The sequence below is a fragment of the Clostridium porci genome (genome assembly GCF_009696375.1).
GTDB classification, from domain to species: Bacteria; Bacillota; Clostridia; order Lachnospirales; family Lachnospiraceae; genus Enterocloster; species Enterocloster porci.
In genome coordinates this window covers 23,182-44,796 of the sequence record NZ_VUMD01000018.1, presented here as the reverse complement: position 1 = coordinate 44,796, position 21,615 = coordinate 23,182, and the positions used below count along the sequence as shown (strand labels likewise).

Below are 21,615 nucleotides of genomic sequence, written 5' to 3'. Positions count from 1 at the left end.
AAATCTGTTACAGTCTCATAAAAATCTTCTCATATTTAGTGTATATACTTATACATGTAAAGAGCTAATGCTAATAATACTTTTTTTCATAATAATCGGCCGGTGGGAAGCAGTTTCCGCCGGCTTCCTCCTATTTATCATTTTTCTCTCCAGTGTTTTTCTTTCTTTATTGCTTCCTTTTTCCATTCACACAGCATATAATATTATTAAAAAGGACTTTTTTCCTATGAATTACGAACAGCTTATTTCTGTAACCGGTATTATTACCAGCATTTCTCCCTTTAACAATGACTGCTGTAGCCAGCTCGTGGCCATCAGTACAGAGGAACAGGAGATCCATCTTACTATGTCACCCGATACTATGGTAGTGGATTCCATGCCGCTTCTGCCTGGAATGAGAATCGCGGCTTTCTTCGACTCCATGGCTCCCGTTCCCCTTATCTACCCGCCTCAGTACCGGGCCCTTTTAGTTACTACCTTACGTGCGGAGGAGGATGTCACCTTAAAGTATTTTGATGAGACTCTCACTTCCTCTGATAACACTCTAAAGCTCAATATTTTTCCATCTACCTTTATATCCACCCAAAATGGCCAGTCCTATCCCTGTCCTCTTGGAGAGCATTATCTGATGGTGTACTACACCAATACTACCAGAAGCATCCCTGCCCAAACCTCCCCTACCAGAATCATTATTATGTGTCATGCTGCTTCCTGGTCAACTCAGATGCCAAATTCCTTTCAGACGCCTCAGAACTTCCAGGAACCCCAGACATCCCAGATGCCAAATTCCTTTCAGATGCCTCAGAACTTCCAGGAGCCCCAGACATCCCAGATGCCAAATTCCTTTCAGACGCCTCAGAACTTCCAGGAGCCCCAGACATCTCAGATGCCAAATTCCTTTCAGACGCCTCAGAACTTCCAGGAGCCCCAGACATCTCAGATGCCAAATTCCTTTCAGACGCCTCAAGGTAACCAGGAACCCCAGACATCCCAGATGTCAGATTCTCTTCAGATGCCTCAAAGTAACCAGGAGCCCCAGATGGCTCAATCTCTGCACAGATGCCAGCCCTCAGTTCAGTTTCGCAGGTCTTTTCGCCAATATTAACGTAACATTTGCCTGAGCTTCCTTGCTCAAGCAGCAAAATCAATCGTGAAAATATATAAGATGTATTTTTTTATTTTTTAATCTTTGTGCAGACTTTTTCTTTGCCCTGTGCTATTATATTTAATGTAAACCCCCCAATACATTATATAGTTTTTGCTACACCCATAAGAAACGAAATACCTTCTCCTAAAATGACCAGTCCCCCCGACTGGTCATTTTGCTTGATCAAAAACTACTGAAAAAATTCCAGTTTTGCAAACAATTCTTTTATTCCATAAAATTAATCTATATATTTTTTTTAAAACTCTTTACAAATGTTTCACCTTATGGTATTATAAACAGGCTATAGCTGATATGAAAAGCTGTAGTCAAAGGGCCTGATGGTCAAGCGGCTAAGACGACGCCCTCTCACGGCGTAAACCCGGGTTCGATTCCCGGTCAGGTCATATAAAAAATCCGTGTACCGTATCAAACGGCATACGGATTTTTTATATCTCAGCTCTTCTGTAACAGAGAACTTCTTATATCCAGGTATGAGCCTTTAATAGAGATTCCTCACCTTGAAGTCCTTCTCCAGCTCACGCCTCTGATCCCTCTTGGCTATATCAGCTCTCTTGTCATATAGCTTTTTTCCACGGGCCAGCCCAATCTCCACCTTCACCAGGCTCCCTTTAAAATATACCTGGAGGGGCACAAGTGTAAATCCCTTTTCCGCAATCTTCCCTTTCAGCTTTAATATCTCATTTTTATGAAGCAGGAGCTTTCTACAGCGCAGCGGATCCTTATTGAAAATATTGCCCTTCTCATAGGGGCTGATATGCATGCCTGTAATATACACCTCCCCTTTTTCAATCCTTATAAACGCTTCTTTAATACTGCATTTTCCCATACGGATAGACTTGACTTCCGTACCGAAAAGCTCAATCCCTGTCTCATACTTCTCATCAATAAAATAGTCATGAAATGCCCTTTTGTTGTTAGCTATTAACTTAATACGTTCCCTTCCCATGGCTTTACTCCTCTTTTTTAATTCTCATCCCAGTCTCTCGCCAGAATAAAGTCTACCGTGCGCGTCAGCTTGTCTGTCCCTGCCACCTGCACCCGCACAGGCTGACCCAGCTTATAGCTCTTTTTTGTCCGCTCGCCTAGCAGCTCATAATGCTGCTCATCAAACAAATAATAGTCGTCTCTCAGCTCCGCCATTCTCACCAAGCCCTCTACTGTATTGGGAAGTTCCACATAAAGTCCCCAGTTGGCAACGCCACATATCACCCCTTCAAAGGTCTGTCCGATAAACTGAGACATGTATTCACATTTTTTGAGCTTATCTGTCTCCCGCTGTGCCTCCTCTGCACGCCGCTCCATGGCTGAGGTCTGAACAGCTATCTGAGGCAGTATCCCTTCGTAATGGGCCCTACGCTTCTCTCCCAGCCCTCCACTAAGATTCTCCTTGATAATCCGATGTATCTGCAAATCAGGATACCTCCTGATAGGAGAAGTAAAATGCGTATAATACCTGGTTGCCAGACCGAAATGCCCGGAGCACAGGGTAGTATACTTAGCCTGCTTCATAGAACGCAGGATTAGTCTGGACAATAGAGCCTCCTCCGAACTTCCCTCGATTTTATCCAAAAGCTTTTGCAGCTCCTTGGGATGAATCTCCCCCTGCTGCATTTTTATAAAATAGCCAAAATTATTAATAAAGGTGGCAAGCTGCTTCATTTTCTCTGGATTCGGATTGTCATGGCTCCGGTACAGAAAGGGCAGGGACTGCCAGAAGCAGTCCTCAGCCACCGTCTCATTAGCAAGAAGCATAAAGTCCTCAATCATCCTGGTGGCTGCATTCCGCTGGTAGGGCTTGATTTCCAATGGCTTTCCCTGCCCATCCAGAATGATCCTGCTCTCCGGGAAATCAAAATCAATGGCTCCCCGCTTTCTGCGTTTCTCCCTGATCCGATCCGACAGCTCCTTCATCTGATCAAACATTGCCACAAAATCCTTATACTCTGCCATAACAGCCTCGTTTCGGTCTGTGACAATTTCGTTTACCGCAGTATAGGTCATACGGCGGTCTACGCGGATCACTGTCTCTGCGATTCGGTGATCCAGCACATTTCCCTGACTGTCCACCTCCATGATGCAGCTTAAGGCCAGACGGTCTGTCCCTGCGTTTAAAGAGCAGATGCCGTTTGACAGCTTGTGAGGCAGCATGGGAATCACCCGATCCACCAGATATACACTGGTGCTTCTGCGTAATGCCTCTCGATCCAGGCAGCTTCCCTCCCGAACATAATGAGTTACATCTGCAATGTGAACCCCCAAGGTGTAGCTTCCCTTTTTATTTTTACAGATTGTTACTGCATCGTCCAGATCTTTGGCGTCCTCACCATCGATTGTCACAGTCGGAAGACTCCTTAAATCCAGGCGGCCCGCCAGCTCTCCGGTCCAGTCAGGGCAGCCAGCCAGATCCTCCAGAGTATATGAGCCATCCCAAGGAATCGCAGCCCCTGCTAAAAGGGCCTTCCTGTCAAGCTCCAGCTCTCCGGGAATCCCCTCAAGCTCATCCATCGCCTCCCGGGGAAATTCCTCAGGAAGACCATAAGCCCGGACAATGGAGAGAATATCCGTCCCAGGATCGTTAACATGGCCCAGAATCTCTTTTATCCGGCCCTCCGGCTTCCGCTTGCCGCCGCCGAAATCGATCATCTTGACAACTACCTTGTGTCCTGTGACAGCTCCCATATCACAGCCCTGAGCAATAAAAATATCCTTGGAAATCTTTTGGTTGTCAGGAAGTACAAACCCAAAATTCTTGTTCTTCTGATAATAGCCTACAATCTCCTTATTAGCTCGCTCAAGCACCCGGAGGACAAAGCCCTCCGCTCTGCGCCCGCCCATACCATTTTTGCCATCACCGGCCCTTCCCGCAGACTCAATGACAATCTGCACACGATCTCCATGGAGAGCGGAGCCGGTTTTTTCCTCCGGTATAAATACATCCTCCTCTATCCCGTCCACAGTTACAAAGCCGTATCCCCTGGGATGGCCGGAAAAAATACCATTAACAGAAAATGCCTCTGCCTTTCCGTACTTTCCTTTTTTTGAAACTCCTATCTTTCCCTCCGCCACCAGAGCGTTCAGCACTTCCATCAGCTCTCCTCTCTGTGTCTTGGGAATGTTCAGAAGCATAGCCAATTCTTTGGCCTTCATAGGTACATAAGCCTTATCCCGCATCAGTTCTGTCAGCATCTGCTTTCTCTGCTCCAGCGCTTCCTTTTCCATATTGCCTCTTTTCTGGCCCCTTTGCCATATAAAGTAATAAAACACCCTTATATGTATACAAGGGTGTTTTGGTCACTTAACATCTTTTCTCTTATTATCCCTGAGCTTTCAGTAAAACATTCAGGATAATGGTAATTATCATAAATACAATAGCCCCATATCTGGTAAAATGCTCCAGAGTCCCTTCCATTGAGCGTCCTCTGTTCTTACTCCAATAGCTGTCGCCGGAAATACCGCCGATGGCGCTTCCAAGTCCGTTCGACTTTCCCTCCTGCATCAGAATCACTGCTGATATCGCAACACCAAGAATTACATATATAATTGATAAGATCACCTGTACCACTGACATTTCTTCCCACCTCTTCACCTTCTTATAGTCAAGCAAAGCTATTTTAGCATACTTTGTCCAAAAATACAACTGGTTTTGATGCGATTTTCACCCCGGTCGTCAATACCGGCTGATCCGCCAGGTGCTTTTCAAGCTGTTATTTGCAGCTTTGCAGGTTCTCCTCAATCCGCAGCAGCTGATTGTACTTGGCTACCCGGTCGGAGCGGCAGGGCGCTCCTGTCTTAATTTGTCCTGCGTTTACTGCCACTGCAATATCTGCAATGATGGAATCCTCCGTCTCTCCGGATCTGTGAGAAATAATGGTTCCAAATCCGGCCCTCTTTGCCATTTCAATGGCCTCAAAGCTTTCTGTCAGAGTGCCAATCTGGTTTACCTTTACCAGGATGGCATTGCCTGCCCTCAGTTCAATTCCTTTTGAGAGACGCTTGGTATTCGTTACAAAGAGATCGTCCCCCACTAACTGTATACGGTCTCCCAGTTGATCCGTAAGCATTTTCCATCCCTCCCAGTCTTCCTCCTGGAGTCCGTCCTCAATGGAGCAGATAGGGAACTTCTCCACCAGGCTTCGATAATATTCCACCATCTCCTCAGCGCTGCGGCGCACTTCCCTTCCTGCCATCCTGCTTTCTCCAGGAAACAGATACAGGCCGGCTCTCTCGTCATAAAGCTCGCTGGAGGCCGCGTCAATGGCAATTTTCATGTCAGTACCCGGCTTTAGACCCGTTTTCTCCATGGACTTAACCAAAAAAGCCAGTACTTCCTCCGAATTCTTAAGATCAGGGGCAAATCCTCCCTCATCTCCAACTCCTGTGCTGTAGCCGCCCTCTTTCAGTAATTTCTTTAAAGTGTGGTATACCTGAGCGCACATATGCAGCCCCTCGCAAAAGGAGCCTGCTCCCCAGGGCATAATCATAAATTCCTGAAGATCCACCGTATTATCCGCATGCTTTCCGCCATTTAAAATATTCATCATAGGTATGGGAAGCTGTGATGCATGGATTCCTCCCAGATAGCGGTAAAGGGGCATGCAAAGTCCGTTGGCTGCGGCTCTTGCTACTGCCATAGATACGCCCAGTATAGCGTTGGCCCCCAGCTTCCCCTTATTCTCTGTTCCGTCTGCCTCCAGCAAAAGCTTGTCGATACGCCTCTGATCCAGCGCGCTCTCAAAGAGTATCGCCTCGCTTAATATAGTATTCACATGCTCCACAGCAGTCTGAACTCCAAGTCCATTATAACGCTCCCCTCCGTCCCTTAATTCCACCGCCTCGAATTTGCCCGTTGAGGCTCCTGAGGGCACAGCAGCACGCCCTGCTGCTCCGTTTGCAAGGCATACTTCCACCTCTACTGTTGGGTTCCCCCGTGAATCCAGAATCTCCCTGCCTGCAACCCTTTCTATTTCCAGATGGTTTAACATAAAAAATGACCTCCTCGTATCAGTTTTTCCACTGATATAAGGATAGCCATTTCTTAACAATTTATGTATGTAACTGTTGAACCTATATGGAAGCTTTAATTGATCCTGGCGCCATCCGCACCTACGGCAAAGCCGTCAGGAGTGATTGTAGAAACCAGCATGCTGCCGTTATCCCCACAGTAATAAAGCTTGCCGCCCCATGGAATCCAGCCGGTTTTCATATATCCCGCCTCATCAAAGAAATACCATTTGGAGCGGATACACTGCCAGCCCTTCTTTGTATAGCTGCCGTCTGGGTTTCTGAACCACCAGCCTTTAGAATCCTGCATCCACTGGCCGCTGAAGCGTATTATATCCTCCTCATCTATCTCCATATAAGGAGATTCATCCCAGCTTCCGCTGTTGTTCCGGGCATCTACGGCTTTTACTTTAAAGTAGTAGGAGCCTGTGTTTGAAATTTCCCCGGAAAAATCAAAGCTATTCTCTTTCACAGTGTAGACAGGGCCGATTCCTTCCTCACCGTTACCGCTTCCCGTATTCCGGTGGCATAAGCGCACTCTGTAATACTGGGCTATATCCTGATAATCCCAGTTGGCAATGCCTCTATCCTCATCCCAGGCAAGACCGCTGACGCTTAAGTCAGCATCCTCCTTATCCAGCTTTTCCAAGGTTACGGTAAGCTTCAACTCCTCCTTATCGTTTTTAGATGAGCTGGATACATAGTGTACCTTATCCCCGTTCTCGCTGAAATGAAAGGCGCTTTTCCCCGATTTTTTAAAATAATAACCTCTGTCTGCCGACAGCCAAACCTCCACCTTTGGCTTATCTCCACCCAGCCAGTATTCCCTTTCATTGACTATATCAACGCTGCTGACAGAACACTGCCCGCTGTTCAGAGTCACATCAACTTTCCCCCCGGCCTCACCGGCCTTGATATCAGAGTAAAAGGAAAGCTCAATGGTGTCTACCGGATCTCTCTCCTCCTTTGCAAATGACAGGAAAGATACCGATGCCGTCATTGCCAGAGCCAGTCCTACAATTACTGCAAATATTCCCGTTTTTCTCATAAGAATTCTCCTTCTCCCATGGTTATGCCTCCATCATAGCACACTTTATCTCAATTTTGAAGCAACATGCCAAACTTTCTTACTTTCACCCAGCGTTTTCTTATCCCAGCAGATTAATATCAAAGTCACAAGGATTCATGGAAAAATGCTTTCAGAATCTTGTAAAAAAATATCGTTTAAAAAATATAAATATCTTGCAATATATTGTCTAGTATAATAAAATATTTACAGATGTTTTTATTGAATATGACTAATAACTTTGAAAAGGAAACAACGATTATGTCAGATACTGCTTTGTATAAACTTGTTTATCAGAATATATTAGATTCGATCAAATCAGGTGAATACCCTGAAAATTCCCACCTTCCGGCAGAGCGATGGCTGTGTGACAAATACCATGTAAGCCGCTCTACCATACGGCAGGCGCTGAATATGCTAAAAGAAGAGGGATATATTTTTACCATACATGGAAATGGCACCTTCGTAAAGCCTCAGATATTTGAACAGCCTCTGACTAAATTTTATTCATTTACCGATGAATTAAAAAACAGCAATATCCTGATACGCAATGACATCGTAGGCTATGAATTGATTACATTGGACAAATCCCTGGCTGCCAAGCTGCGCTATCCGGTCCATTCAGTGTTTCACAAAATCGTTCGTCTTCGTTCAGCAAAAGATTATCCACTCATGATTGAGACCACCTATCTCCCTAAGAGCCGTTTTATAAAAATTAACACAGCTCAGCTGGAGCAGGGCTCTCTCTACGCTTATTTACGTGATAAGTATGACTTTCAGGTGGAATATGCCACTGAGACATTCCGTCCTGTTTTAGCCAACAGCATGGAGCAGGAGCTCCTGCAAATTTCTTCTTCCACTCCCTGCATCCTCCTGGAGCGTTTCAGCTATGAGGATGATTTAATTATCGAATACACAAAGTCTACCGTAAGGGGGGACAAATATATATTTAAAGTAGCTTTCCGCAATAACTCCCCTTCTAATCCATAGCCACCCCCCCCCCCACCCATATCCCAACCAAAAAAATGATAGCTATTAAAATCAGCACAGGCTGCCGTCAAACAGAGCTTCACAAACATCCGCACAAAAAGCAGGATTTCCAAGCAGCCATAAAAACCACTTGGAAATTCTGCTTTTCGTTTTAGAAGGACTCCCTTTAGAAAATGAAATTATGCCTTTCCTAAGCATCCTAACACTTCCATTCGGTTTAACACTAAATCCTGAACACGCCGACGGCCTTCTTCGTTATATTTCTTGGGATCAAACACATCAGGCCCCTGTTTTAAGGCATTCTTTATTCCATCGCTATATGCGATTCTCAGTTCAGTTGCAAAATTCACTTTACAGATTCCTCTTTTTATGCTTTCCTTAATGGAGCCATCTGAGAGCCCTGACGCACCGTGAAGAACCAGCGGCACGTCTACCGCCGCTTTGATTTCTTCCAGCCGCTTTAAATCCAGCCTTGGAACTGAGGTGTAAACGCCGTGGGCAGTTCCGATTGCCACTGCAAGGGAAGCCGCCTTTGTCTGTTCAATAAAATAGGCAGCCTTATCTGGTTCGGTATAGCCTCCGCCATCCCCTTCCAGATCATCCTCCTTTCCTCCCACCATACCAAGCTCTGCCTCAACAGGTATATCGGCTGCGCTGCAGGCGGCCACCACAGCCTTGGTCAACGCAATATTATTATTAAAGGCTTCATGAGAGCCATCAATCATAATGGAGGTATATCCACATCGAAACGCCTGCATCGCAAGTTCAAAGCTGTTTCCGTGATCCAGATGAATTGCAATGGGAATCTCTTCCTCTCTTGCCTGCGCCTCTGCCATAGCGAAAAAGCTTTCCAGAGAAGCGTATCTAACAGTAGATGGCGTTGTCTGCAAAATAACCGGTGCCTTCGCCCTTCTGGCTGCCAGAATAACCGCCTGCATCATTTCTAAATTTTCTACGTTAAATGCTCCGACCGCATAGCCTCCCGACTGCGCCTTACGCAGCATTTCCTTTGTCGTGCATAATGGCATACTGATCTCCCCTCGCTCTCTATATCCCGTCATCCCTATCAGATATTGTTTGTAAATTCGTTTTCAATATAAACTGGTCAATGCCTGCTTTTCCATTAACAAGCACCTGCTTTGCTACTTCTTCTACGGTCTTATCTTTTCGCTCCAAAGCTCCCAAAATCAGCATTGGAAGGTTGGTTCCAGACACTACCTCTATGTTTCTTTTAGTTAGTTCGGATTTTATGAGCACAGACTGATTATAGGGAGAGCCTCCTTTAATATCTGCCAGAATCAAAATAGACTCTTCGGAATGGCTCACAGCCTTTAACAAATTTTCCTTTAACTCATCGGTACTTTGGTCTTCAGAAAAATCCACAGCCCATACAAGGGGCGGCTCCCCCAAAAGCAGCTTCAGCGCTGATAACAGCCCAGAGGCAAAGTTTCCATGCCCCGTTATAATCATTCCTACCATAGCTTGCTCCCCCTTAACGGCCAGTATAACATTCATCATGTAAAATAACGCCCTTCACAACACGGTTCACACTTCCTCCTGGACAGGGGTTATCTGGAGTCACCCCCATACGAACAGAATTGAATAAAGCCAGAATCTGCCCATACAGAAGATACCCAAAAAGCATGTAAGCTTCCGGCACAGCTTCGGTTTCTACTGTCAGCTGCACGCACTGAGGCTCGTGATAATCAGCTTGATTGCCTCTGAAAACTGCCAGCTTATGGCTTCCGCTGTCACGGACTATCTCGTCAATCAAATCCTTTTCATATTGATTTACGTATGGATCTGTTGAAGCGAGAACTAAAACCAGCGCGTGGTTATTCATAAAGGTCTTTGGGCCATGACGAAATCCCAGAATTGATTCATGCATAGCTGGTATAGCTCCATTCGTCAGTTCCATATTTTTTAGCGCCAGTTCTTTTGCCAGGCCTCTCAGACAGCCTGAACCCAGATAGATGACTCTTTCAACATTTTCTGTAAGCAGCGCCTTTACCTGCTTCCACCTGGTATCTAAAATAAGCTTCCCTTCTCTGGAAATAGCTTCTACATATGTTTTATTCTGATCGATATGGCGAATATCAAAAAATAAAAGAGCTGCCAGCAGCATACTGGAAAAGGAGCTAGTCATAGCAAAGCCTATGTCATTTGTCTCCTCCGGCAAAACAAGCACGAAATTGTCCTTATCCTTCCGGGCTATTTGAGCCAGGTTTCCATCCTTATTGCAGGTAATTACAACATGCCGTATATCCTTCAAATGCTTTTGAAGCAGCCGGAAGGCTCCGACGCTCTCTGGACTATTGCCAGAACGGGCAAAGGAAACCAGAACTGTTTTTTGATCTCTGTCAATACAATCCTCCGGATTTGATACAATATCCGTTGTGGCAACCGCCATAACCTGAGCTTTCAGCTTTTTACCGATCGTATGACTGATAATCGTTCCTATATAATCAGAGGAGCCCGCTCCGGCGAAAATGATTCTTGAGCCTTCTTGAATATATTGAGTATGAAACGCCTTAATCTGTGGCTCCAGCGCTTTTACCAGCTCATAGGTTTTAAGCCATACCTCCGGCTGCTGCATTATCTCCCTGGCAGTAAATTCACCTCCCAACTTCTTCCATTTTTCTTCCTCATATCCTAATATCATAGCAGTGATCTCCTCCTACCTATTTTATTTATTAAATCCGTCACAGCAGCTGCAAAGCCATCTTCAGAGCAGTCTGTTGTACACAGCCTGCAGGCGGCTTTTACTTCATCCTCTGCATTTCCCATGGCAATGGATATCTTTGCATATTGGAGCATGGAAAGATCGTTAAAGCTATTTCCAATCGCCGCTATATCCACAGGCTTTACATCCAATCGGTCTGCCAAGTATCTGAGGGCATTTCCTTTTGTCCCCTCTTTACTCATAATTTCCATTGTATGAGAGCCCGAAGGAGTGACTGCCATTGTTTCAAATTGCTCTACATACTTTATAATCTTTTGTATCGCTTCCTGATCATAGGTAACAACTGATATACTATAGCAGTCTATGGGGCCTCTCTTTATCTCGTCCACAATATCCATAACCTTAAACCCATTTTGGGTCAACATTTCCATCTTGGCAAACCGGAGCGTTTCTTCTGCAATGCCTTGTCCCATCGCCTTTAGCCGCTTTGCTTCCTGATCCAGCATCTGCTCCCATTTAAGCGGAGCTATGTAGTATCTGCTGTTGCCAACTCCATAGCATACCTGGATTTTCTCCAGATATGCTATGATTTTCTTTAATTCAGCATAAGGAATACAGCACCCGAATATCTGGCTTCCCTTATCATCAAAGATGCATGCTCCATTACTGGCAATGATATAAGGTGACACTCCATACTTCTGGAAGATCATTGCGGCGTCATGGTAAATTCTGCCTGTAGCCACTACAAACTGGATATTATATTTGCTTATCAGTTCAATGGCCTCTCTGTTGGCATCACTGATCTGAAACGCCCCGTTCAGCAACGTCCCGTCCAGATCGCTGACAAATAATTTCATTGCGCGGTTCCCTTCCTATAAGATCCCAAGGAATGACAATATAATTGACAGGATAAATGTAAACACAATTAGTACAACCGGACTTACTCTTTTTTTCTTTAAGAAGAAGAACATTAAAAATACATATCCAATGGAAAGGAGATTTGGAAATATCATATCGAAGAAATCCGTTTGTATATTAACCGTTTTAGCCTCATTTACTACAATCTCTGTAATAACATGGATTTTAACGTAGGAGGCAATTAGTCCTCCCATTACAGTAATCCCCAATACGGTGGCTGCCTTTCCGATTACCTCTGACTGATCTTTGATAACAGAGATCGCCTTTGTTCCCAGGTTATAACCCAAATGCGTCCAAAAAATACGAAGAAAAAACACAGCCAGATAAAACGTAAAGAACAAGATAGGGCCTAATGCATTACCTGCCATTGCCAGGGAGGCGCTGATCCCTGCAATAATTGGCAAAAAGGTAAACCAGAAGATTGCATCTCCAATACCAGCCAGCGGGCCGAACAGAGCCACCTTAAGGCCCTTAATTGTCGCCCGATTCTCTTTTGCCTCCTCCAGGGATATAAGAAGCCCCATTAAAAAACCAACCAGGTTTGGATGCGTATTAATAAATTCCAAATTATCAGTCATCGCTGCCGCCAGCCCCTCTTGATCTTCCTTATAGATCTTTTTTAGAGCCGGCAACTGGGCCAATGTAAATCCAGAGGCCTGCATTCTCTCATAATTAAATCCCGCCTGCAGGAAGCTGGACATAAACCCCAATTTCGTAATATCCCCTTTGGTCAAAACTTTACCGCCTTTAGATTCCATCCTCTTCATCCTCCTCTGAGCCTGATGCTTTCATGAGCTTCATGATCCTTGCTTTATCCTTATCTGCGTTGTAGGCCAAAATTCCCAGCGCAGCTCCCACCAGTGCAATTGGTAACAGATTGGAAAACTGCAGGAAGCTGGCGATTACAAACCCAATCAGCAGGTATGGAACAAACTCCGCTTTCAGCATTACCTTGAGGAGCATTCCAAAGCCAACTGCCGGAAGGATGCCTCCAGCTACCTCAAAGCCATGTGTCAGCCATTCTGGCATGGATTCCACTAACGCCTTCATTGCTCCCTGGGCAACATAGGCACAGGCAAACACTACGATACCATAGGTAATTGCCACAATAGCCGAACAAATCACATTTATTTTCACAAGACCTTTTACGTCGGCCTTTGCCGCTGCCGCGTCAGCTCCTTTCATAAACAAAGAAAAGCTGGAATAGAAGAACAATATTACATACTGCATCAGAAAACTAAATGGCAGAGCCAGGGCCATAGAGGCTGTGGCCTCTGTCTTGGTTGTGTAGGCAATTACAGTGGTCATAATACCGGCTAAAACCGGATTCGGAGGCTGTGTGCCTCCTGCGGGAGTCAGCCCTGCAAATGCCAGCTCTGTAATACCACCTGTTAAAAGCCCCAACTGAAGATCTCCTAAAATCAATCCGGTCAGTGTACTTACAATAATCGGCCTAAAGATAAAGAACCCTTCCAGCCAGAAATCGAGTCCTACGATAACGGCCATACAGGCCATTCCTAATCCTTGTACTAATGTAATTTCCATACTCTTCTCCCCTTATTCTTTAATTGCTTCCTTGACGTCTCCCGGCACATCCTGTATGTATATATTAACTCCCGCCTTTTGAATAGCCAGCAGATCGTCCATATCTTTGTCATCTACATAAACCTTTTTGCTTATCTGACGTTTCCCTTTTTCAAAATGCATGTTTCCTACATTTACCTCTTGAATTGGCACATTTCCCTCCAACAGCCTTCTCACTGACTTCGGCGTCCTACAGACGATAAATATTTTTTGTTTTGAGGACGCTTTGTGAATCACTTCGATTGTTTTCTGAATTGAAAAAAAACGTATTCCTACGCCAGAGCTCTCTGCTGTTACCTGCATGAGCTGCTGTTGGAGCGGATCTTCTGCTACTCCATCATCTGCTACGACAATCAGGTTTGCGCCTAACGTCTTTGTCCACGTCACCCCTACCTGTCCGTGAACCAAGCGATTATCAATCCTCGTCATTAAAATATTAGGTTCTGACATTTTCCTCTCCCCTTTCCCTACTGTTCCAGAGCCTGTTCTAGTTTCTTTAACCATATATTATCAAATTTTTCTATTATTTGTCTACATTCTGCACAATTACCGTCCAATACACGCCGTAATCCCATAGAAAAAAACATACCAATCCTACCATTGGTATCATCTTTTTTTATTATAAACAAGGAAACAATAAAACGTTATCTGATGCATTTCACAACAGATGATTTTATATTGCTCCCTGTGGTATCATACCTCCAATACCAGAAAACATTTATGGCAGGAACCACCCCGGCCAAAGTTTGGTTTCCTGCCATAAATACACCTACCGTCTTCCCTGCGCTGTAATGCATAGATGAACCGCACGCATGTTTATGATAACTTTATTTCTCATCGTCAATTCCATCGGCTTTTGTCTGCCGTGCCTCTTCTTTTTGCCAACACCACATAATTTTGGGAAACATCCCTCCTTGAATCTTCTATGAAACAATGATTCCGGACTTGTCTCGGATAGAACTTACGCCGCCGGGCACACACGCAGATAACCGGGGCTATCCACAAGGACTGCCCCAGCTTTGTTATATACTACATTATAGAAAAATCTCCGTTCAGCTGCCTGCTCTTATCTCCATAAGAGGTATGGAGCATATCCTCCGCCAAACTGCTCAGAGGCCTTCCGTAAAACTCCCGGTAAAGCGCTTTAATCTCCTCATTTTCATGGCTTGATCGCAGCTTCATACCTTCATCTCTCTGATACAAGCTCTGAATACGCTTCTCTCTTAGGGCATCTCCCTCATATTCCTTATCCTTAGGCTGTCCGCCTCCTCCAATGCATCCGCCCGGGCAAGTCATCACTTCCACAAAATGATATTCCTTCTTCTGATTCTTTATCTGCTCAATAAGGCCCCGAATATTTGCTGTTCCATAGACCACAGCTACATTCACCTTCATATCTCCCACTATCAGGCTGGCTTCACGCACAGCTTCCATACCTCTTACTGGCTCTAACTGATAAAGAGACTCAGGAGCCTTTTCCCCGGTCATATATTCGTATGCAGTCCGCAGCGCTGCTTCCATCACGCCTCCTGTATTGCCAAAAATAACCCCTGCGCCGGAACCCTGGCCCATAAGCCTGTCATATTCTGAATCCTCCAAAGCTGAAAAATCAATGTTCTTCATTCTGGCCCACTGGGCCAACTCCCTGGTGGTAATTACATAATCCATATCCCTCATATTCTCCACTCCCAGGTATTTTCCTGCCGCCCTCATCTCCTCCCTGCGAATTTCATACTTCTTGGCCGTACAGGGAGTCACTGCTACATTGACAATCTTGCTCGGATCAATGCCCATTTTCTTGGCAAAGTACGTCTTAATAGTAGGTCCCTGCATACCAATAGGGCTTTTGGCAGTGGATATATGAGGAAGTATTTCCGGATAAAAAATCTCCGCAAACTTTACCCAGGCAGGACAGCAGCTGGTAAACTGTGGCAAAGGCTTATTTCCCTTTGTAATACGTTCAATCAGCTCGCTAGCTTCCTCCACAATGGTCAAATCCGCCCCAAAGCTCGTATCCAGCACATAATCCACTCCCAGGGCACGAAGAAGAGCCACCATCTTTCCCTGAACGAAGCTTCCTTTGTCCATGCCAAACTCTTCTCCTAAAGCAGCACGTACGGAAGGGGATGTAGAAACAATCACTACTTTGTCCGAATCCATAACCTCAGCAGCCACCATACCATATTCCGGCTGCTCCCGAATGCTTTCCACCGGACAGACGTTGGCACACTGTCCGCAGTTAACACAGATTGCCCTGTCTCCTGTCTTTGACAGCTCATAGCTCCCTAACACCCCTATGTAATCCCGGCACACATCCCGACACTGGCCACATTTGATGCATGTTTCCTCATCCCTAAAGATTGATACATTATCCCTGTCGATCGGTACTCTTACCTCTGGCGGCAAATGTTGACTCATAATTTAATCCTCTCTTTCGTTAAGCATTGAATGGCTATACATATTAATAATAATTATTATTATTGTTATTGTCAATCTTTATTTCCCTAAAATGAAAAAAACCCATGCCTCTCAAGCACAGGTTTTCAAACTTTATTCTGATTAATCAAAATAGCTATGATACAGCATAAAAAAACTATCTGTCCGGCATTGTTCCCCCTGGGAAAAATCAATCATATCCCAGATATTCCCCTTCAGCTTAACATGGCATTCCTTCACAAAGGGCTCATAAAAGCTTAAAAATGTCTGAGTTTTCTTTTCTCTGGACAAACGGCTTTTTCGCTCCGCAGTGGCCTTGGCATCATAGGCATTGGTACATTTTAGAATATAAAATCTGTTATCCTGCTCCACTACTCCGCTGATCTCATCCTGCTCCAGTTCAAATGCAGCCTGTCCCAAAGGCTCCATATCCTCGCTCCACTCTAAGGTATAGTTAATCTGTCCATCCTTGGAATTTTTGGACGCGATGGCGGCAAAATCCGCCTTCTCCCTCCGAACCTGCTCCAGTACAAGCTGAGCCTCATCTGCTGTGTCCAAAGCGATCTGCTGTACCTGAATCACCTTTGCCTCCGCATCGCTAACCTCCAGGTTTTCCTCCTTTGTAAGCTCCGATACCAGCTTATCCGCCCTGTAATATTCACAATACAGCTGATAAAGCTCCTCCTCGCTTATATCAATGTATTCCTTATCAGGCTGTGTCAAGCTGCCATAGTATTCCTGAGAAAGCCTTTGAAGGGAATCCTTCTCCTGTCCTGTCAGCTCCACCTTTTCTTCATCTGCCATCAGATTGATGACTGCCAGCTCTGTAAGAAACTGTTCTATCTGCCCTTTCAGCTTATCCTCAAAGGTAATGCCGCTGGAATCCGCCTGAGCTGCCCACAGCCGATCTGTATAGACATTCTGATACCGGTTCCGCTCCGTAGCTGCGATTACCATTATCTGACCTCTGGAGTACTCCTTCTCCACTGTCTCCATTCTCTCATGGGTCACTGTTTTTTTTGCGCATCCTAAAAGGCCTATGGCTGCCGCCATACCCAAAATTCCCATACCTAATCCGGCCAGCCAGCCATCCATGGATCTCCTGCCGCCTCTGTATCTATACACTGACAAGCTCCTTTCAAAGCAACTGCTTTAGGATCTTAAGCACTCCATTGTTCACATTGCTGTCTGCCTGAAACCGGGCAGCCTTTCTAACCTCATCCCTGGCATTGGCAACTGCAAAGCTATAATAAGCCCTGTCCAGCATCTCCAGATCATTGAGCTGATCTCCAAAAGCCATGGTTTCCTGGGGAGTAATCCCCAGACTTTCCTGAATCATTTTCACTGCATGTCCCTTATTAACGCCTTTGGCCATACAATCCATCCACATATCTCCGGCACAGGCCACCTTTAGCTCCGTGTTAAATTCCTCGTAAATATCCCTTGCTGCGGCTTCGATCCCCTGGGGCTTATAGACAGATATCTTCACACAGGGTTCCTCCACTGCCAGCAGATCCTTTACCCGAATCAGATTAAACTTATAGCTGTCTACCAGCCAGCGGCACAGAGCCTCATTCTCTGTCTCCACATAGTCTCCGTTAACACCGGCATAGACGATTTCCAGCTCCGGATAAAGACGAACCCTTTCTATCAGCCGCTTCACCATGGAAGGCTCAATCGAGTAGGCGTAGAGACATCTTCCATAGCAGCCCACATAAGCGCCGTTATTGGACACATAGAATATCTTTTCCTTTACAGGCTCAAAGGCCTTCTGCACACTGGCCCAGGGCCTTCCACTGGCAATTACTACCTGAAGGCCTTTTTCCCTCAGCTTTAGAATAGCTTTAAAAATCTCAGGGTTCAGCTCCGGCGATCCATCCTCCACCAGGGTTCCATCCACATCAGATACAATCAGCTTAATCATCTTCCCTGTCCTCCAAAAGTCTTTTTACTTCCTGGCAAAGCCTTCCCAGAGGCAGGCCAACCACATTGGAGTAATCTCCGGCGATTCCCTGAATGTAAGCGGCAAACCTCCCCTGGATGCCATAAGCCCCCGCCTTATCAAGAGGCTCGCCGCAGGCCGCATAAGCAGCTATTTCCTCCGCTGTCATAGGATATACATGCACATCTGTGCGCTCCGCAAAGGTAATTCCATGACATTTCCCTCTGCCCAGACATAAAAGCACCGTTACTCCCGTGAATACCTGATGGCTTCTGCCCTGAAGCATTTCAATCATCTCATAGGCTCTCATAGGAGTCCCCGGTTTACCCAGCACCTCATTTCCAAGGGCTACTACCGTGTCCGCACCAATGACCATCGTACCCTCACAGCAGCCGGCAGCCACATCCTCCGCCTTCTGCCTGGATAATTCCATTACAATCTGATCCGGCTTCTTCTCCCAGCTCTCCTCCTCTACATGGCTGGGTCTTATATCCGCTTCAATTCCCAACTGGGCTAAAAGCTCCTTGCGTCTAGGTGAGGCGGAGGCCAGCACTACATGAAATCCCATCCAATTATCAGTCATTTTGTCATTCTCCTTTAAAAGCGTGCAGGTACGGAAAGGCTTAGCTTTCTATTTTAATATATTTTAAGACGTCCCACAGCCTTCTCCTCATCCTCGTCCAGGCCGTTCAGGCGCAGGCGCAGGCAGTACAGAAAATCCACCAGATAAAACATGGTAAGCCCAACAGCCAAAACAGTTCCCAAGTAGCGCGGAATACTATTTACCATAGAACGCACCCAATTATCCAGACAATAGAAAAAAAATAACCCTAAAAGTCCCCAGGCCAGGCTGCTTTCCAGACACACCATACCTTTGTAATTAAAGCGCTTATGGCTGTAGTCCCACCAGAAAGCGCCGAAAAGGCGTACCATAATATTGGCTGTTACCAGTTCCATAGTAGTTGCCATGGCCATAGAAGCAGCGTAAAGCTCCAAGGGCCTTTCTGACACCGGCTTTAACAGCAGGCAGGCTCCTAAGGCTCCAAAACCGTATATGATACAAAAGGGGCCATGGCCGAAGCCACGGTCCACCACAGGACGCTTATATTCAATGCTCAATACAACGCATTCCAGCAAATATCCAATAAAGCTGTACATAAAAAACCAGTTTATGAAACCATATATACTCATAATGTCTTCTGTCCTTCCTGTTTCATATAGCTAATTCCCCCGCCAAATCAGAAGCACGGATTTATCGCCAGGGCCAGCACAATCCCCAGAATAGCTCCCGCCATTACCTGCAGGGGAGTGTGGCCCACATATTCCTTCAGCTTTTCCTGAAGCACCTCCGCGTTGAGCTTCAATGGATTCTCCATCAAAATGGAGTTTAAAAGCTTTGCCTGTTTTCCGGTCTCACGTCTTACTCCGATTGCGTCATACATAACGATCATCGATAAGACAAAGGATATGGCAAACTCAAAGGAGCCGGTTCCGTATTTCAGCATTGCAGCTGTAGTCATGCCGCAAACCGTAGCTGAATGGGAGCTTGGCATACCGCCGGAGCCTACCAGACGTTCCGCGTTAAAGCTTTTATTTAATGCAAAGTCAATCAGCGTCTTTAAAAATTGGGCTGCAACCCAGCCTGTTACTGCACTTACAAGAACCTGATTGCCAAGCATCTGTGACCATACATCCATCGTATTTTTCTCTGTCCCCTTTCACTACCTTCTGGCCGGCCGGGCCAGGAAACACAGCAAAACCCAGCTTTTCAACCGGGCTGTGGTTTCCACAGCACTGCATACCTTATCTGCACAAGTCACCGCAAAGCCCGCCCTGGTTGCGGGCGGTATAGGGGTTAAGGGCCACATATGCCGGAGAATGATATCCCCTTCTTCCCAGGACAGCTCAAAATAAGCCTGCGCATTTTGAAAGGCGGTCCTTGGATGGGTAAAGCCATGAAAATGGTTGCCTGTCTCTCTGGCATGTGTGTGCCAGTCATATAAAAACAAATCATGGAGAAGCCCTGCCCGCGCAGCGCTTCTCCAATTTCCTCCAAACCGTTTACACAGCTTATATGCCAGGTATGAAACCTGTATACTATGATCCTTGCAGGTAGTCGTTCCGTGTTGTATATATTTATCAAGAGAATGAAATACAGAACTGTCGAGAATATCCTTTACACACTCCATATATTCCTCATCCCCGGTATATTCCGCAATTACCGATGGTTCCATCCAGATCGCACCTTTCTGTTTTCCCACATACTACAGTTCATTATCTGATATTTAAGGTGGATTGTCAATAACCAATCAGCCAATCGTAAAGCTCCTGGTACTTGCCTGCTGATGTCCCCCAGGAATAATCCCTGGCCATAGCTCTGTCAATGATCTTATTCCACTCACGGCGCTTGCTGTAGTAGACATACTCCGCATACCGCACGCTTCCCAGCATCTCATGAGCATTGTAATTCGTAAAGGAGAAGCCGGTGCCCTTACTCTCAAATTCATTATAGGGCTCCACCGTGTCCTTAAGGCCGCCTGTCTCTCTGACAATGGGAACCGTACCGTAGCGCAGAGCCATCAACTGGCTTAAGCCGCAGGGCTCAAAGAGGGAGGGCATAAGAAAGGCATCGCACGCCGCGTAAATCTTGTGGGACATGGCCTCCGAATAATAAATCTGCGCGGATACCTTATCATGGTACTTCCAGTCATAATGGCGAAACATATTCTCATACCGCTCATCTCCGGTTCCCAGAACAACAAGCTGCAAATTCTCATTGCACAGCTCATCCATCACTCCCTGAATCAGATCCAGACCCTTTTGATCGGTAAGGCGGGATACGATTCCCACCATAAACCTTTTCTCATCCCCAGGCAGCCCCAGTTCTTCCTGAAGTGCCTTTTTATTCTTTACCTTCTCCTTGCGGAAATTCCTTGCATTGTAGGTTTGAATGATGTACTTATCCGTCTCCGGATTAAATTCATCATAGTCAATTCCATTGACTATGCCTCGCAGGCTTCCGGCCCTGGCTCTCATAAGGCCATCCAGACCCTCGCCGTAGAAGGGCATCTTAATTTCCTCCGCGTAAGTACCGCTTACAGTTGTAATAGCGTCCGCAAACACAATTCCGCCCTTTAACAAATTGCCGTCCTTATATGCCTCCAGCTTATCCGGAGTAAAATAATAATCGGGCAGTTCTGTAAAACGCTGTATGGTATTTACATCCCACACTCCCTGGAATTTTAAATTATGGATGGTGATAACGGATTTCATGCCTCGGTAAAATTCGCCCTCATGAAACCGATCCTTTAAAAGCACCGGAATTAATCCGGTCTGCCAGTCATGGCAATGAACCACATCCGGCTGGAACCCAATTACCGGCAGGGCAGATAAGGCAGCCCGGCAGAAGAAACAGAATTTTTCCAAATCCCAGTACCAGTCGCCGTATGGCTTTGGCCCGTTAAAATAGCTTTCATTGTCAATAAAGTAAAAGGTCACACCCTCATGAACATACCGTAGGATTCCCACATAGCGGCTCTGCCCCAGATAATCCATATAAAAGTGGTTCACGTACTCCAGCTTATCCCTCCATTCCTGTTTCATGCACAGATACTTTGGGATCACGACACGCACATCAAAATACGCTTTATCAAAGCGCTTTGGCAGAGAACCTACCACATCCGCCAAGCCTCCCGTTTTGATAAACGGTACCGCCTCTGAAGCCGCAAATAGTATTTTCTTCATACAAACCTCCCTCTCCTGTCCGACAGGTTCCTTATGCCTTTCTCTTTAGTATACCTTAAATCTCCTGATTTAGGAAGGTTTTT

General features: G+C 45.8%; 22 protein-coding genes and 1 tRNA gene. 3 read left to right on the top strand and 20 right to left on the bottom strand.

Annotated features, from left to right (window positions below; genetic code table 11):
* Positions 1-226 precede the first annotated feature (226 nt).
* Together FYJ39_RS21600 and FYJ39_RS16645 are read left to right on the top strand one after the other, a co-directional pair.
* Positions 227-1,105 carry a hypothetical protein gene (locus FYJ39_RS21600; protein WP_353847360.1) on the top strand — a complete coding sequence of 293 codons (879 nt, stop codon included), beginning with the start codon at positions 227-229 and terminating at the stop codon, positions 1,103-1,105.
* 374 nt (positions 1,106-1,479) lie between these two features.
* A tRNA-Glu gene (locus tag FYJ39_RS16645) sits at positions 1,480-1,551 on the top strand.
* Between the two features lie 95 nt (positions 1,552-1,646).
* Here FYJ39_RS16645 and smpB read toward each other — a convergent pair.
* The 5 genes from smpB to FYJ39_RS16620 all read right to left on the bottom strand — a co-directional run bounded on the left by smpB (position 1,647) and on the right by FYJ39_RS16620 (position 7,217).
* Positions 1,647-2,114, bottom strand: a complete 468-nt coding sequence (gene smpB / locus FYJ39_RS16640) for an SsrA-binding protein SmpB (protein WP_154473551.1) — start codon at positions 2,112-2,114, stop codon at positions 1,647-1,649.
* Positions 2,115-2,131: 17 nt separating this feature from the next.
* Positions 2,132-4,387 carry a ribonuclease R gene (rnr, locus tag FYJ39_RS16635; protein ID WP_353847361.1) on the bottom strand — a complete coding sequence of 752 codons (2,256 nt, stop codon included), beginning with the start codon at positions 4,385-4,387 and terminating at the stop codon, positions 2,132-2,134.
* A 94-nt stretch (positions 4,388-4,481) separates the two neighbouring features.
* A complete protein-coding gene (gene secG / locus FYJ39_RS16630; RefSeq protein ID WP_154473550.1) occupies positions 4,482-4,736 on the bottom strand; it encodes a preprotein translocase subunit SecG in 255 nt (84 codons plus the stop codon).
* A gap of 136 nt (positions 4,737-4,872) precedes the next feature.
* Positions 4,873-6,150 (bottom strand): phosphopyruvate hydratase, encoded by a 1,278-nt coding sequence (gene eno / locus FYJ39_RS16625; RefSeq protein ID WP_154473549.1) that lies wholly within the window; start codon positions 6,148-6,150, stop codon positions 4,873-4,875.
* 95 nt (positions 6,151-6,245) lie between these two features.
* Positions 6,246-7,217 (bottom strand): hypothetical protein, encoded by a 972-nt coding sequence (locus FYJ39_RS16620; protein ID WP_154473548.1) that lies wholly within the window; start codon positions 7,215-7,217, stop codon positions 6,246-6,248.
* A gap of 279 nt (positions 7,218-7,496) precedes the next feature.
* On the opposite strand from FYJ39_RS16620, the gene FYJ39_RS16615 reads away from it, so the two are divergent.
* Positions 7,497-8,225, top strand: a complete 729-nt coding sequence (locus FYJ39_RS16615) for a GntR family transcriptional regulator (protein ID WP_154473547.1) — start codon at positions 7,497-7,499, stop codon at positions 8,223-8,225.
* 179 nt (positions 8,226-8,404) lie between these two features.
* Here FYJ39_RS16615 and FYJ39_RS16610 read toward each other — a convergent pair whose 3' ends face one another.
* The 15 genes from FYJ39_RS16610 to glgA all read right to left on the bottom strand — a co-directional run bounded on the left by FYJ39_RS16610 (position 8,405) and on the right by glgA (position 21,532).
* Positions 8,405-9,253: a class II fructose-bisphosphate aldolase gene (locus FYJ39_RS16610; protein ID WP_154473546.1), complete on the bottom strand. Its 849-nt coding sequence runs from the start codon at positions 9,251-9,253 to the stop codon at positions 8,405-8,407.
* Positions 9,254-9,272: 19 nt separating this feature from the next.
* Positions 9,273-9,704 carry a PTS sugar transporter subunit IIA domain-containing protein gene (locus tag FYJ39_RS16605; RefSeq protein WP_195840466.1) on the bottom strand — a complete coding sequence of 144 codons (432 nt, stop codon included), beginning with the start codon at positions 9,702-9,704 and terminating at the stop codon, positions 9,273-9,275.
* A 13-nt stretch (positions 9,705-9,717) separates the two neighbouring features.
* Positions 9,718-10,887, bottom strand: a complete 1,170-nt coding sequence (locus FYJ39_RS16600; RefSeq protein ID WP_154473544.1) for an SIS domain-containing protein — start codon at positions 10,885-10,887, stop codon at positions 9,718-9,720.
* Positions 10,884-11,765 carry an HAD family hydrolase gene (locus tag FYJ39_RS16595; protein WP_154473543.1) on the bottom strand — a complete coding sequence of 294 codons (882 nt, stop codon included), beginning with the start codon at positions 11,763-11,765 and terminating at the stop codon, positions 10,884-10,886. The genes FYJ39_RS16600 and FYJ39_RS16595 overlap by 4 nt, the downstream gene beginning before the upstream one ends.
* A 15-nt stretch (positions 11,766-11,780) precedes the next feature.
* A complete protein-coding gene (gene agaD / locus FYJ39_RS16590; RefSeq protein WP_154473542.1) occupies positions 11,781-12,584 on the bottom strand; it encodes a PTS galactosamine transporter subunit IID in 804 nt (267 codons plus the stop codon).
* Positions 12,574-13,371, bottom strand: a complete 798-nt coding sequence (gene agaC, locus FYJ39_RS16585) for a PTS galactosamine transporter subunit IIC (RefSeq protein WP_154473541.1) — start codon at positions 13,369-13,371, stop codon at positions 12,574-12,576. Before agaC ends, agaD begins: the two co-directional genes overlap by 11 nt.
* Before the next feature lie 12 nt (positions 13,372-13,383).
* A complete protein-coding gene (gene agaB / locus FYJ39_RS16580; protein ID WP_154473540.1) occupies positions 13,384-13,860 on the bottom strand; it encodes a PTS galactosamine transporter subunit IIB in 477 nt (158 codons plus the stop codon).
* Between the two features lie 579 nt (positions 13,861-14,439).
* Positions 14,440-15,828: a [FeFe] hydrogenase, group A gene (locus FYJ39_RS16575; RefSeq protein ID WP_154473539.1), complete on the bottom strand. Its 1,389-nt coding sequence runs from the start codon at positions 15,826-15,828 to the stop codon at positions 14,440-14,442.
* A 141-nt stretch (positions 15,829-15,969) separates the two neighbouring features.
* A complete protein-coding gene (locus tag FYJ39_RS16570) occupies positions 15,970-16,971 on the bottom strand; it encodes a peptidyl-prolyl cis-trans isomerase (protein WP_287848621.1) in 1,002 nt (333 codons plus the stop codon).
* A 13-nt stretch (positions 16,972-16,984) separates the two neighbouring features.
* Positions 16,985-17,770: an HAD family hydrolase gene (locus FYJ39_RS16565; RefSeq protein WP_154473538.1), complete on the bottom strand. Its 786-nt coding sequence runs from the start codon at positions 17,768-17,770 to the stop codon at positions 16,985-16,987.
* The gene (locus FYJ39_RS16560; protein WP_154473537.1) at positions 17,763-18,371 is read right to left on the bottom strand and encodes a Maf family protein; all 609 of its coding nucleotides are present in this window, start codon (positions 18,369-18,371) and stop codon (positions 17,763-17,765) included. Before FYJ39_RS16560 ends, FYJ39_RS16565 begins: the two co-directional genes overlap by 8 nt.
* Before the next feature lie 53 nt (positions 18,372-18,424).
* On the bottom strand, positions 18,425-18,979 hold the full coding sequence (locus FYJ39_RS16555) for a putative ABC transporter permease (RefSeq protein ID WP_154473536.1): 555 nt from the start codon (positions 18,977-18,979) through the stop codon (positions 18,425-18,427).
* A gap of 47 nt (positions 18,980-19,026) precedes the next feature.
* A complete protein-coding gene (locus FYJ39_RS16550) occupies positions 19,027-19,485 on the bottom strand; it encodes a divergent PAP2 family protein (protein ID WP_353847362.1) in 459 nt (152 codons plus the stop codon).
* A 24-nt stretch (positions 19,486-19,509) separates the two neighbouring features.
* Positions 19,510-20,049 (bottom strand): HD domain-containing protein, encoded by a 540-nt coding sequence (locus tag FYJ39_RS16545; protein WP_407923858.1) that lies wholly within the window; start codon positions 20,047-20,049, stop codon positions 19,510-19,512.
* Positions 20,050-20,086: 37 nt separating this feature from the next.
* Positions 20,087-21,532, bottom strand: a complete 1,446-nt coding sequence (glgA, locus tag FYJ39_RS16540) for a glycogen synthase GlgA (RefSeq protein ID WP_154473535.1) — start codon at positions 21,530-21,532, stop codon at positions 20,087-20,089.
* Positions 21,533-21,615: the final 83 nt, after the last annotated feature.

Coding starts and splice junctions, on each gene's coding strand:
- FYJ39_RS21600 (WP_353847360.1), top strand. CDS start 227: ATGAATTACGAACAGCTTATTTCTGTAACCGGTATTATTACCAGCATT.
- smpB (WP_154473551.1), bottom strand. CDS start 2,114: ATGGGAAGGGAACGTATTAAGTTAATAGCTAACAACAAAAGGGCATTT.
- rnr (WP_353847361.1), bottom strand. CDS start 4,387: ATGGAAAAGGAAGCGCTGGAGCAGAGAAAGCAGATGCTGACAGAACTG.
- secG (WP_154473550.1), bottom strand. CDS start 4,736: ATGTCAGTGGTACAGGTGATCTTATCAATTATATATGTAATTCTTGGT.
- eno (WP_154473549.1), bottom strand. CDS start 6,150: ATGTTAAACCATCTGGAAATAGAAAGGGTTGCAGGCAGGGAGATTCTG.
- FYJ39_RS16620 (WP_154473548.1), bottom strand. CDS start 7,217: ATGAGAAAAACGGGAATATTTGCAGTAATTGTAGGACTGGCTCTGGCA.
- FYJ39_RS16615 (WP_154473547.1), top strand. CDS start 7,497: ATGTCAGATACTGCTTTGTATAAACTTGTTTATCAGAATATATTAGAT.
- FYJ39_RS16610 (WP_154473546.1), bottom strand. CDS start 9,253: ATGCCATTATGCACGACAAAGGAAATGCTGCGTAAGGCGCAGTCGGGA.
- FYJ39_RS16605 (WP_195840466.1), bottom strand. CDS start 9,704: ATGGTAGGAATGATTATAACGGGGCATGGAAACTTTGCCTCTGGGCTG.
- FYJ39_RS16600 (WP_154473544.1), bottom strand. CDS start 10,887: ATGATATTAGGATATGAGGAAGAAAAATGGAAGAAGTTGGGAGGTGAA.
- FYJ39_RS16595 (WP_154473543.1), bottom strand. CDS start 11,765: ATGAAATTATTTGTCAGCGATCTGGACGGGACGTTGCTGAACGGGGCG.
- agaD (WP_154473542.1), bottom strand. CDS start 12,584: ATGGAATCTAAAGGCGGTAAAGTTTTGACCAAAGGGGATATTACGAAA.
- agaC (WP_154473541.1), bottom strand. CDS start 13,371: ATGGAAATTACATTAGTACAAGGATTAGGAATGGCCTGTATGGCCGTT.
- agaB (WP_154473540.1), bottom strand. CDS start 13,860: ATGTCAGAACCTAATATTTTAATGACGAGGATTGATAATCGCTTGGTT.
- FYJ39_RS16575 (WP_154473539.1), bottom strand. CDS start 15,828: ATGAGTCAACATTTGCCGCCAGAGGTAAGAGTACCGATCGACAGGGAT.
- FYJ39_RS16565 (WP_154473538.1), bottom strand. CDS start 17,770: ATGATTAAGCTGATTGTATCTGATGTGGATGGAACCCTGGTGGAGGAT.
- FYJ39_RS16560 (WP_154473537.1), bottom strand. CDS start 18,371: ATGACTGATAATTGGATGGGATTTCATGTAGTGCTGGCCTCCGCCTCA.
- FYJ39_RS16555 (WP_154473536.1), bottom strand. CDS start 18,979: ATGAGTATATATGGTTTCATAAACTGGTTTTTTATGTACAGCTTTATT.
- FYJ39_RS16550 (WP_353847362.1), bottom strand. CDS start 19,485: ATGGATGTATGGTCACAGATGCTTGGCAATCAGGTTCTTGTAAGTGCA.
- glgA (WP_154473535.1), bottom strand. CDS start 21,532: ATGAAGAAAATACTATTTGCGGCTTCAGAGGCGGTACCGTTTATCAAA.